The organism is Marinobacter sp. Hex_13 (genome assembly GCF_001566815.1).
Lineage (GTDB): Bacteria > Pseudomonadota > Gammaproteobacteria > Pseudomonadales > Oleiphilaceae > Marinobacter > Marinobacter salarius.
The window spans coordinates 28,372-38,536 of the sequence record NZ_LSMM01000037.1 but is presented as its reverse complement, the minus strand read 5'-3'; the positions used below and the strand labels follow the sequence as shown (position 1 = coordinate 38,536).

At 57.1% G+C, this 10,165-nt stretch carries 13 protein-coding genes; all 13 read right to left on the bottom strand.

From position 1 onward, the window contains the following. Nucleotides 1–396 carry a hypothetical protein gene (locus AXW11_RS09730; protein ID WP_286792204.1) on the bottom strand — a complete coding sequence of 132 codons (396 nt, stop codon included), beginning with the start codon at nucleotides 394–396 and terminating at the stop codon, nucleotides 1–3. Further along, complete coding sequence (locus tag AXW11_RS09725; RefSeq protein ID WP_286792203.1) at nucleotides 396–1,334, bottom strand: phage tail tube protein; 939 nt, start codon at nucleotides 1,332–1,334, stop codon at nucleotides 396–398. The genes AXW11_RS09730 and AXW11_RS09725 overlap by 1 nt, the downstream gene beginning before the upstream one ends. Nucleotides 1,335–1,390: 56 nt before the next feature. After that, on the bottom strand, nucleotides 1,391–1,861 hold the full coding sequence (locus AXW11_RS09720; RefSeq protein ID WP_286792202.1) for a phage tail terminator-like protein: 471 nt from the start codon (nucleotides 1,859–1,861) through the stop codon (nucleotides 1,391–1,393). After that, nucleotides 1,858–2,253, bottom strand: coding sequence for a hypothetical protein (locus AXW11_RS09715; RefSeq protein WP_286792201.1), 396 nt, complete (start codon nucleotides 2,251–2,253; stop codon nucleotides 1,858–1,860). Before AXW11_RS09715 ends, AXW11_RS09720 begins: the two co-directional genes overlap by 4 nt. Continuing rightward, complete coding sequence (locus AXW11_RS09710) at nucleotides 2,250–2,603, bottom strand: hypothetical protein (RefSeq protein ID WP_286792199.1); 354 nt, start codon at nucleotides 2,601–2,603, stop codon at nucleotides 2,250–2,252. The genes AXW11_RS09715 and AXW11_RS09710 overlap by 4 nt, the downstream gene beginning before the upstream one ends. Continuing rightward, complete coding sequence (locus tag AXW11_RS09705; protein WP_286792197.1) at nucleotides 2,603–2,977, bottom strand: hypothetical protein; 375 nt, start codon at nucleotides 2,975–2,977, stop codon at nucleotides 2,603–2,605. Before AXW11_RS09705 ends, AXW11_RS09710 begins: the two co-directional genes overlap by 1 nt. Continuing rightward, complete coding sequence (locus AXW11_RS09700; protein WP_286792196.1) at nucleotides 2,974–3,531, bottom strand: hypothetical protein; 558 nt, start codon at nucleotides 3,529–3,531, stop codon at nucleotides 2,974–2,976. The genes AXW11_RS09705 and AXW11_RS09700 overlap by 4 nt, the downstream gene beginning before the upstream one ends. A 56-nt stretch (nucleotides 3,532–3,587) precedes the next feature. After that, a complete protein-coding gene (locus tag AXW11_RS09695; RefSeq protein WP_286792195.1) occupies nucleotides 3,588–4,577 on the bottom strand; it encodes a hypothetical protein in 990 nt (329 codons plus the stop codon). Between the two features lie 88 nt (nucleotides 4,578–4,665). Continuing rightward, entirely contained in the window at nucleotides 4,666–5,451 is a 786-nt protein-coding gene (locus AXW11_RS09690; protein WP_286792194.1) for a hypothetical protein, read from the bottom strand. 253 nt (nucleotides 5,452–5,704) lie between these two features. Beyond that, the gene (locus AXW11_RS09685) at nucleotides 5,705–6,850 is read right to left on the bottom strand and encodes a minor capsid protein (RefSeq protein WP_286792193.1); all 1,146 of its coding nucleotides are present in this window, start codon (nucleotides 6,848–6,850) and stop codon (nucleotides 5,705–5,707) included. Further along, on the bottom strand, nucleotides 6,850–8,271 hold the full coding sequence (locus tag AXW11_RS09680; protein ID WP_286792191.1) for a DUF4055 domain-containing protein: 1,422 nt from the start codon (nucleotides 8,269–8,271) through the stop codon (nucleotides 6,850–6,852). Before AXW11_RS09680 ends, AXW11_RS09685 begins: the two co-directional genes overlap by 1 nt. Continuing rightward, the gene (locus AXW11_RS09675; RefSeq protein WP_286792190.1) at nucleotides 8,271–9,722 is read right to left on the bottom strand and encodes a terminase large subunit domain-containing protein; all 1,452 of its coding nucleotides are present in this window, start codon (nucleotides 9,720–9,722) and stop codon (nucleotides 8,271–8,273) included. The genes AXW11_RS09680 and AXW11_RS09675 overlap by 1 nt, the downstream gene beginning before the upstream one ends. Beyond that, on the bottom strand, nucleotides 9,722–10,156 hold the full coding sequence (locus tag AXW11_RS09670; protein WP_286792189.1) for a DUF2280 domain-containing protein: 435 nt from the start codon (nucleotides 10,154–10,156) through the stop codon (nucleotides 9,722–9,724). Before AXW11_RS09670 ends, AXW11_RS09675 begins: the two co-directional genes overlap by 1 nt. Nucleotides 10,157–10,165: the final 9 nt, after the last annotated feature.

Here is a 10,165-nt window from a genome sequence, read left to right as displayed (position 1 = left end):
CTATTTGCCCTTCCGCCCAGTCGTAGAGTCGCTGGACGGTTTCGTGAAAAAACGGGCATCGTTGGAGGCGTAGCGGTCAATCATGTCCCGCAGTTGGGGCGCATTACGCAACAGATTCTGCACGTTTTCCGGGGTGCATTCCTCGTCAAAGGACCAGTCGGCCACCAGGGCAGCCGCGAGAATCACTGTGCGATCTTCTGCTTTCACCTCGCCCTTGCCCGCGATGGCCGCAAACTCGTCCCGATAGGCCTCTGCCTTGGCCTTCTGGAAGTCATCGGACCACTGGGATCGGATCACCAGGAAGTGCTCGGTTTCTTTTCCTTCCGGGGTGCGCAAGGGCACCTTGATGCCCTTGTTTGCCTTATCCCGGGTAAAAAACGCATCCATTCCTACCATTACGCGGCACCTTTCGTGATTACAATTTGGCTCTCTTCGGTTGCGTCATAGAGCGCCATCAGGTCCATGGAGATGGTCACTTCACCTTCGCCGCTCACGTCCGGCTGGCCGCTGTTGTACTTGATGCGCGGCAGCGTGAATGCGTAGGCGTTGGCGCCATCACTCAGGGTGAATTCCAGGCTGGATTCCGTCTCATTGAGGAATTTCTCGTAGAGCGCTTCGGACTCGAACCAGGCCGTGACTGAGCCAGACAGATTCGAGCGGGCGATGCTGACGCATTCGGCGGTATCAGATCCGACCACGAACAACGGAGTCAGACCGTTTTCCAGCGTCAGGGACAGCTCGGTGATGATCGCAATAGCTGCACCACCTTCCTCGATGGTTCCGGAGAAGCTGTCGAACGGGCTGGATGTGGTCCCCGCATCGTAGGTGGCGCCAGCGATAGCGGTCTGGGCAGGGTCATCCATGGAACGACCAACCAACCCGAAGTTGCTGGTGATGATTGCGTTCGGCGATACCGTCAGGTTCCAGGTATTGAACTCGCAGCCCTTGTAGCGCAGGTACTGGCCAATATCCGCAAAGTGGCGCTCGATGGTGAACGGCCGGCGGACAACGCCAGCTTTCAGCTCATCCGTGCCGGCGCTCGGGGTATCTTCTTCCCAGGTGCCACAGAGCACCGCCTCCAGCATGGTGTCGAAGGCGCCGCCAAAGGACAGCTCGCAGCTAATATCGCCGCCGATCTGTTTGTTGCCGTGGCGCATGTCCGCAATCTGCCGGTCTGCACGCAGCTCCTGAGACTGGATGGTCTCTTTGGTCAGAGCCAGCGTGGTACCGGTTTGGCGAATCGGCGTAAAAGCGGGAGTTGCGGGAGTGGTACCAGCAACAGTTTCGGCCACCAGGGCCATAGAGTGGCGAGAGCCATTTGCAGGGCAGCCCATAGGGAACCTCCAGTCGGGACATACAAAAAAGCCCGCTCAATGGCGGGCCGTGGGGTTTAAGCAGTCGCCCGGCTGACCCAGGCGCTGTAATAAATCGTCATTGTCGTTCGGGACCAGTTCTGTACTTGGCGCGGCTGTTCATAGCCGCAGGAGCGAATCAGGACTTTCAGCGGGTCCCAGACCAGGTATTCCTGAGCAACGAAATCAAGGCTCAGGGTTTCACTCAGTGCCGGGGCATCGAAGCGCTGGCCTGCTTTGTAACGGCGAGCAATCTTGTCAGCCAGGCCAATCGCGGCCTGATCACCGGAATCCAAAGGGTAGTTCAGGTCGATCTGAAGGAATCCGTCATGCCGGTCCATGCCTTCATCACCCAAGGTGGAAACACCGGGCTGGGCCGGCACCACGAAAAGGCCTGCCCAAGGGTCTGTGCCCGGTGAATGCTTTTTATTGGGATAGGCTGTATCAAGACCGAAGTCACCATCAATCCAGCTGAGCACCAGGGCATTGCGGATGTCGAGGAATCTCATATGCGGTTTTTCCTCGCGGCGTTATCAACGATTTTCTGGTACTCGGATACAGTACGGCGAACCATGCCGTGTGGGGCCTGGTCCGACCATCCATCAAACTCAAGCCGGCTGGCATACGGCAGGTTGTTGGAGATGAAGGACACCCGCCCTCCCCTCAATGCCCTCACCACTGACTGCATTTCCTCGATTGAGGGCTGAGCCCCAAGCCGGTCAATTTCACCGGTGATCGCAGAACCAACACTGGTCTGCCAGTTTCCACGGAATCGACCTGAATCCACCGGCGACCGAATAATCACCAGGGTCATGACCTCAATTTCCACCTGTGTAGCAGTCTTGTTCAGAGCTTCAGATGCCCTTTCTACGAAACCGCTTACATCAGTCAGGAAGCTCATGCGTCTCTCAGCTGGACGGTCCAAGTAGCTTTTGCTGGGTCTTGCCAGACATTCATCACCCGCTTGCCGGTGATGTCGTCACCAATCTCCGGGGTCGTATCGAGCTCGTTCTGGAGCACTGTTAGCTCTTCATCCGTGGCCAGAATGTGCTGATTGTCCACCTGCTCAGTCTTGAACCCACCGAACACGCCGCGGCTGTCGAAGGTCTCGGTGGTTTTGGTCTCATCACCAGTGATCGGGTCGTAATTGGTACCGGTTACCCGGGTCAAGGTGAAAGCCCGCACAGCATCGGCCAGATCAGTATCGAAGGCCTCGGCCATGTCGGACTGCACATCCTCACGGATACCCATTACAGCCTCTTCAGGATCTGAACGGCGCCACGCTTGGCAATCCAGGGCGCCAGCAGTGAATCAACGAACTTCATGGCTCCGGATTGCGGCACCGATCCATCCTGGAACTCGGTTTCAGTCTCCACCGTGTCAGCTTTGACTTTCTTCCGCTTCACAGCAGCTGCAGAATCAGCAAACAGGCTGCCGGCTGCCGATTCCTTGGCCAGCACAGCACCCGCATGCGTCACCGCTTCTGGCTGCTCTTCCCAGGTCTTGAACCGATACGTGTTCAAGTAGGTATTGGCCTGGTACACAGCAGCATCCTTGTCCGCACCATCTTCCCAGCCAGAGCCGAGAATGGTATCGACATCAGAAACAGTGACGTATTCGATCATTGCGCAGGCTCTTCCAGCTTTTTGCGGATGTTTTCGGTTTTCATCGCCGGGTGAGGATTCTTGCCGAAGCGTTCTTTGTACTCGGCCGCCAGCTGCTCGCGCTCGTCAGTCTGTGCATTCTCGACGCTACCGCCTGCACCACCTTCGTGGCTGGCGTTATCGCCACCATCGGATTCGCCCGCAACACCGGCATCTGCACCACCCGTCTGTTCAGATTCCGTACTGGCTTCGCCGGGCTCAACGTTTCTGGTGTCAGGTTGATCCTTATCGCCGTCCCCTTCCTCGGAGCCAGCGGCGGCTGCTTGCATAACTGCCAGAACTGCCTCGATGAGAGCATCACGCTCTTCGTCAGGCAGCTCGTTCCATTGCTGTAATGTCAGCTCGGAATTCTCGAAGGCTGATCGGACGAGATCGCCCAGCAGCACCGTCTGGCCTTCGATCTCATAGGAAGACTCGAAGCTGTCACTCCCAACAAGGATTTCGGGCTTTTCTTCAGGCACCTGCGGCTCTTCCCGCGCCATACGGCGCAGGCGATTAAATGCGGCCAGTCCCATAGGTATATCTCCTGTTCGGTAGAACTGGGTGCCCGAAGGCACCCAGCAGTTCAGGTTTAAGCGTTGGTGATAAGGCCAGCGATACGAACCATTTTGCGGTTGTAAACGCGATCCCAGTTACCGGCGGCTTCCAGCTCAGCGTTAGTCGGCGCAGCGCCGGCAACAGAGCTGTTGGTGAACTTGATGCCACGGGGATGCAGCAGGAAGTGACGACGGGTGATCAGGTAATCGACACCCGCCAGGGAATCCCGGTCATTCTCAGTCGGAGTCTTCGGGCGGCCCTCGCCGTAACCGATGGCACCGTTACCGAACAAGTAACTGGTGTACTTAAAGCCAGAGGTGCCGCCAGCAACCCGCTTGCACGTGTCGTCAACGATCACACGCTTGCCCTGGAAGGTAGCGATCTGGCCTTTCGCTTCGTCATCCGGGATGAACTCGATCAAGCCAAGCTTTTTCATCCGGTTGTAGATGACGGAGTGAACACCGACGCCAACCACGGAGTTGATGGCATCGCCGAAGGTGGCTTCAGCATCAATGAAGGCCTCACCACTGAACAGGTTGGCCTCTGCTGCGTTGTTGCCATCAGCAATACCAATATCCAGCACCATGTCACTGCCATCATTCGCCACGTTATCAGCGAACACACCCTGCAGAGAGGAGATCATCACGCTCTGCTGCTTGCGGACCCAGTAATTAGCAACCAGGTCAGCGGCACCACGGATCGGGTCGTCGCCGGCCAGGGAGGCAGCAAGGTCATTCACTGCCCAGGCCTTACCACGCATATGCAAGACAGCCTTGTCTTGGCCAGCAGTGATTTTTGCCGGGTCCAGCGCGTCGCTATCAGAGAGAATTTCATCGTCACCTTCCAGATCATTCCAGAAAGGCATATTGATGGAGCTGCCGCCAGCTTCAGCCAGACGGTTCAGCTCTGCATCATTGGAAACGATGCCACCCATCCGCATGCGGGTCAGTTCAACGGTGCGCTGCCACACATACGGGTTAAACACTTCCGGGACGATTACGTCCGCGATCTTTGTATCAGCCATTTCAAATACCTTTTGAGTCGATGGTTTCTAAGGGGTCGGCGCAGCCGTGGTTGCGGTCGGCAGCGCAGCCACCGACCCGATAGGAGTTTTACGCTCCAGCTTCAGCCTTCATTCGTTCAGCCTTGGCCGGATCTTCGCGGATGATCCGCGCTTGTTCTGTCAGGTTCATGGAATCGGATTTCCAAGGGTTGGTTTTGCCACCCTGGTTGCCGTTATTGCCTCGCAGATCCGCACCACTCGGGCGCGGGAACAGATAGGAGTGAGTTTCGCGGAGACTTTCAGTGGCCCATTCTTCAAAAGTGAGCGCCCCTTTCTTGCCGGTCACGATTTCGCCTTTTTCATCGCGAAGAACGGGCTCGCCTTCTTCGAGCTTCCACTGGGACTTGGCCAGCATCTTCACCACGTCCAGGGATTCAGGGATCACCCCAGCTTTCGTGGCGGCAGCCATGGCGCGATTGTCGATCAGCTCTTTGCTGAGCTCGGAATTCAATTTGTCTCGCTCAGTGGTCAACTCATCAATCTGGCTCTGGAGTGCTGCCTCAGATGATTTCCGGTCAGCCTCCCAGCGCTCTTTATGCTTCTCCAGCAGCTTTTCCGTGTTGCCTTCGGCAGCCAGGCGGGCCAGTTCGTCATTCTCCAGCCGGTCCATCATGGCTTTGACATCTTCCGGCGTGCGGTCACCAAAGGCGCCCTTCAGGCTTTCAACGGTGCCTTCCAGCTTCTTGCGGCTGGCGCGCTCCGTCTTGAGCTCATCCAGCACCTGTTGCTTGTTGGATTCCAGGCCATTTCGATCCTTCTTGATCTCATCGATGACCTTCTGCCGCTCGCCTTCGTCAACGATGAGGGCCTCAAGCATTTTGATAAGTTCGTCCATTACTCACTCCCGGGCGCAGCCCGTTATCAGTTCGCCGGCGCTGCCGGCAGGCATAAAAAAACCCGCCGGAGCGGGTTGGTTGGATGACCGGCGCTGCCGGTCTATTTGAGGTTTCCGAGGCGAATCTGCAGCTCCATCGAGAACTGCCAATGAAACGACGCCAAAAACAGATTTTGTGCGGTGCCGACCCCGGCCTGTATCAGGACGAAGTTTTGCCACCAGATAAGGAAATCGGGGTCACATGGCTGAATTTTCATGCCGCCATGCTACCGAACACCTCCTTAAAGGTCTCTGAGTCACGTGCCTCAAGCTCTGCAATGGTGTATTGCCGGCCTATTGGGTCAACGAACCGGTCAATGCTGTATTCGCCTTTCTTGTAGAGCTGGTACCGGGTATCGCCAAGCCATTCTCTCTGGAAGTTGGCCGGCTGCCTGGCAAACCAGTCAGGGTACCGGGTCTTCGCAGATACCCGGCCAACCATATCCTTGCTGCGCTGGCTTTTCGGTATCTGCCCAATCGGCTTGAAGGCCCGAACATAAGGCCTCTCGCCCATGATGTCAGCGGCAAGGCTCGGAATCTGTACCGTGCGGCAATTCGGGTGGTATGGCGGCCTTGGGTGAGCTGTCCCAACCTTGTGCCGGCGGCCATCTATGCTGGCGCAGTACTTGCTGGTCCGGCCATCCAGAGTGGCTACATCAACCACCTCATCCACCCCGGTGGCTTCCCAGGTCTCAGCATAAGCCGTATTGCTGACGTGGTTTACGCCAGTGCGCACCACCCGCTCAGCTGCAATCCGGGTTGTCTGGAATATGCCGTCACGGTACCGAAGGGCCTTTGTGCCCCGAAGCCCGCGAACGATTTGGCCATTGGTTTCGCCTTGAGCAATACCCTGACGAATCCGCGAATAAACCTGTTTTCTGGTCCGCTCAGGGATTTCCTCAAGCATCTCCGTGACCAGCTGGCCCATGGCTGGCCGCTCCATGGCTGCGGCGTAAGCCACGCCGGCACCCGGCGCAGCGGCAATCGGGTTCTCCAGTACCGACTGCAGCAACCGGTGCGCATAGCTGGTTTCGTTATCGGCCAGGTCTTTCAGCCCGGTCAACACCTCTTCGTTGAGCTGCTTGCCGAGCTTTTCAGCCCAACCATTGATCACTGATCGAATGCCCTTGAGCCTAGCTGTGGTGTACTTGCCGGCGGCAAATGCCTTCATCTCGGCCGGCGTTAATTCCTCCAACCTATCCGCCACATCCCTGGCTAGATCACTGCCAAGGCGATTCACGATAGCTATGGCTTTATTGGCTTGCCCTGTGGAAAGCCGGTGCAGATATGCCATGTGCCGGGTAATGGCTTCCACCATCCGCTCTTGCGCAATACGCTGAGTTTCTTTGGTGGTTGCCATTACTCGTTTCGGTCGTCTACCAGCGGATCGTCGCCTTCATCGTCTGGGGCAGTGCCAGTCTCGCGCAGCGCCTCCAGCTTTTCATCAGGCAGATCCGTAAGCTGTGCTTTCCGCAATACCTCGAACAGCACTTTGCGGGGCACTTCGCCGGCCATCACCATGTTCGCAACGATCTGCATCATGGCCGAGTCCACGTCCTCACGGCTGAATTTCGGCTCAACACTGAATTCCACCTGGTCCGGATTCAATCCCTGCCAGGTAGCAATGTATTTGAGTACCTGCTCGATACCCTCAGCGGCAGTTACGACGACGCTGTAGAGACTGGTGTGCTGGTCATCCTGGCGTGCCTTGCGAGCATCGCCGGACTCGACACCCTGGACATCGATCACGCGAGCGCCTGATTCAGCAGCTGAATTTCTCTGTGCTTCCATGGCCTTGCGTGTGGCCTCGATGCCAGCACCCTGGAATTCCAGATAGTCTGCCTTTCCATCTGTTGGAAGCATCCAGGCAGCCATTGGGCCGGTTACCCGCAACTCGGAATCATCATCAAGGCCAGAAACCCAAGGCTGGGGATGAGCCGTGTAATGCAGCGCAGTGTAGTAATCCGCGCTGAGCTGGTAATACTTCAGTGCCGCTTTGGCCATGGTCAGCAGCGGTATTTCATCGCAATCAGCACTGTTGTCGGTGGACCCAACGAATACCAGAGGAATGAACTTCAGTGCCTCGCTGGCCTCTCCGGCCTGTCGCCCCGGATATTGCTCATCCTCAATGGCTTGGCCCTGACCATCCAGAAGACGGACCCGATACTGGCCGTCATTCAAGTCCAAAACTCGGTAGGCGTCTTCAGCGTCATGTGAAAATTCATCGATTTGGCTCTTGGGGCGAGCCTCCTTCAGCACGACCAGAGAAAGATCTCTGCGCCCGCCAACAGCCGTTTCCTTCCAGTTGATGGCTGATTCTGCCGTGTATGCACTGACGTAGGGCTTGCCGTCACCGTCAAAGTTGGCCACCAGAGGTTTGCGCCCTTTCGTAAGGGTTGCCGATACAGTCCGAAGGAAAAGCTGCTTTAGGCTGAACCCGTCAGCCGTCGCCTCACTCTCAAGGCTCGCCATCGCTGCCGGCAGCTTGATAGTCGGCTCTTGACGCCCCACCAGGCCCATCATCGTGCGAAGGCTATCTTTTACCCACAATGGGTACTCGGCACGCTCTTTGTAGCCCGCATAAAGCGATTGAGCCTCAGCCGGTGTCATCTCTGAATCTTCAGTGCGAGCCAAGCACTCAGCTTCAATCTGCCCCGCTGTCTTTGGCAGCCGCCCTGTGCCAGCCCGCTTAATTGCCCACTCGCCCTGGAGGGACTCTTCCATCAGCGACCAGTCTTCCGAGTGATTTTCATACTCGTCGTGGTGATTGGTTACTGGCATTAAGCGAGTCCTCGGATTCGGCGGGCTTTGCCGGCCTTGCGTTTGTTCATCACGCGGTAGCGGAGTGAGTCATAATCGTGATCTTCCGCATCGGTGTTGATGTCATCGGGGTTCTTCTCACTGCGCGGCAGCACCGGCAGGTGGGAGATAATCTTTCTGCAGTGGTCCATGAAATAGAGGCCGGGATCCTCCGGCTGATCTTTGGCGGCCTCCTTGAGGCGCGTGCGCATCAGCTCCAACCCGTTCACCCGGGAACCAGGGCTTTTATCGGATTCGGTCCACTTCACGCCAGACTTGGCCATCTTGGCGGCCACGCTGTCGCTGTCCGATTCGTTTACGTTACTGATCTGGTTATCAGCAGGGCCTGGCTTGGGCTTTTTGGCTACCCATGCCCCCTTTTCAAGCGATTCCTCACGCTCATTGATGCCGGCGGCGATCTCTTTGGCCGACAGCTTCAGGCCTTCATTCGGCCCTTTGGCGCCATACCATTCGTGGCAAACGATGATTGAGCCCCGCGGTGGGCAGAACTTGCTACCATCCGGCAGGGTCGCCTCGGTACCATCTGCCTCTGCATGCCAGAGCACTGAGAACGGGTGCGTTGAGCCCCAGTCAAAGGACCGGTCAACATGCCAGCTGGCCGGAACCTTGAACCTTGGCTTAACGTGCCGCGACTCATTCCAGACATCATCGAACGCACCACCGGAAACAATGTTCCAGTCGCCGTCCTTCATTGCCTTCACGAGTGCCGGGTTACCCAAGCCCTCCAGGCGGTCGATGTAATCCGGATCGTTCTCGAGAAGCGACGGGTTATCGTCCAGCTTCGCGGGAATGTACTGGCGAAGCATGCCGCCCTCGGATTTGCTAACCCGGTGAATCGCCAGTGGCTTGTCCGCATCCACAAAAGCGGTTTTTACCCAGTTGTGACCAACGCCACCGGGGTTAGAGCCGGAAATCGCCCGGGGAAACAGGCCTTTCATTTCCGGGGGCACGTCCAAAGTGCCCAGTCGTAACCGCCCCCGCAGATACCGGTAAATCGATTCGGTGAAGTGGGTCAGCTCGTCCATCAGCAGGACGTGTATTTCAGCCCCCTGATACTTGAACTTGTCCTTCTCGTGCTGGCAGTGGCACAGAAAGATGTGCGAACCATTCCAGAACTTGATGAAGTGCTTCGAGCCGTTGTACTTGGCAAAGCCAGCATCGAACCAGGGCGCCAGCAGCTCGAAGAAGCCACCAGGGCCATGCAGATGGTTCTTTTCCAGGTCATCCGAAAGGCGCCGGAACAGGTAAACCTGTAACCCCGGCACCGTTGCGCACCAGATAATGGCCGCAACACGCATCAGGTGGCTTTTACCGCCCCCTGCCGCTCCGCCATACAGTATCTCTGTGGCGAGCGAATCAAATGCCACGCCCTGTCGATCATGGAGTTCCAGATCCAGGGCGCCATCGGGCATTATTTTCTCGTCAGGTTAATCACCGGCGTCAGCCTTCCGTCCGGATTGTTGTGTTCCAGCACTCGCTTATTGCTATAGGCGTCACCCGCCTCTTTGGCTGCCTGCTCCAGAAGATCCTTAGCCAGCACCATGTTCCCCATGGTTTCGGCCTTCTCTGCCATCCGCTGAAGGGTCCGCAGCCGAACCGCCTTATGGCTGATCGCGATACCGCTGGTGTCCTCGAGAAACGCCTCCCGGGTGTCCTCGAAGACCTGTTTGTACTTCTTCGCCAGGTTCCTGCCGGCGTACTTGGTTGGGTCGTATCCCTCAACCACTTGGCGCGACAATTCCACCTGATACTCTTCCCTGACCGCCTTCGCGACCATGGTTGGCGTGTCAAAACAGGCCAACCGCTGGACTATGAAGAGTTTTTGTTCGGGCTTCAGTCGGGCCATAAATACTTA

Bases quoted from the DNA above. Each gene is read 5' to 3' on its own strand.
- AXW11_RS09730 (WP_286792204.1), bottom strand. From the start codon at position 396: ATGGTAGGAATGGATGCGTTTTTTACCCGGGATAAGGCAAACAAGGGC.
- AXW11_RS09725 (WP_286792203.1), bottom strand. From the start codon at position 1,334: ATGGGCTGCCCTGCAAATGGCTCTCGCCACTCTATGGCCCTGGTGGCC.
- AXW11_RS09720 (WP_286792202.1), bottom strand. From the start codon at position 1,861: ATGAGATTCCTCGACATCCGCAATGCCCTGGTGCTCAGCTGGATTGAT.
- AXW11_RS09715 (WP_286792201.1), bottom strand. From the start codon at position 2,253: ATGAGCTTCCTGACTGATGTAAGCGGTTTCGTAGAAAGGGCATCTGAA.
- AXW11_RS09710 (WP_286792199.1), bottom strand. From the start codon at position 2,603: ATGGGTATCCGTGAGGATGTGCAGTCCGACATGGCCGAGGCCTTCGAT.
- AXW11_RS09705 (WP_286792197.1), bottom strand. From the start codon at position 2,977: ATGATCGAATACGTCACTGTTTCTGATGTCGATACCATTCTCGGCTCT.
- AXW11_RS09700 (WP_286792196.1), bottom strand. From the start codon at position 3,531: ATGGGACTGGCCGCATTTAATCGCCTGCGCCGTATGGCGCGGGAAGAG.
- AXW11_RS09695 (WP_286792195.1), bottom strand. From the start codon at position 4,577: ATGGCTGATACAAAGATCGCGGACGTAATCGTCCCGGAAGTGTTTAAC.
- AXW11_RS09690 (WP_286792194.1), bottom strand. From the start codon at position 5,451: ATGGACGAACTTATCAAAATGCTTGAGGCCCTCATCGTTGACGAAGGC.
- AXW11_RS09685 (WP_286792193.1), bottom strand. From the start codon at position 6,850: ATGGCAACCACCAAAGAAACTCAGCGTATTGCGCAAGAGCGGATGGTG.
- AXW11_RS09680 (WP_286792191.1), bottom strand. From the start codon at position 8,271: ATGCCAGTAACCAATCACCACGACGAGTATGAAAATCACTCGGAAGAC.
- AXW11_RS09675 (WP_286792190.1), bottom strand. From the start codon at position 9,722: ATGCCCGATGGCGCCCTGGATCTGGAACTCCATGATCGACAGGGCGTG.
- AXW11_RS09670 (WP_286792189.1), bottom strand. From the start codon at position 10,156: ATGGCCCGACTGAAGCCCGAACAAAAACTCTTCATAGTCCAGCGGTTG.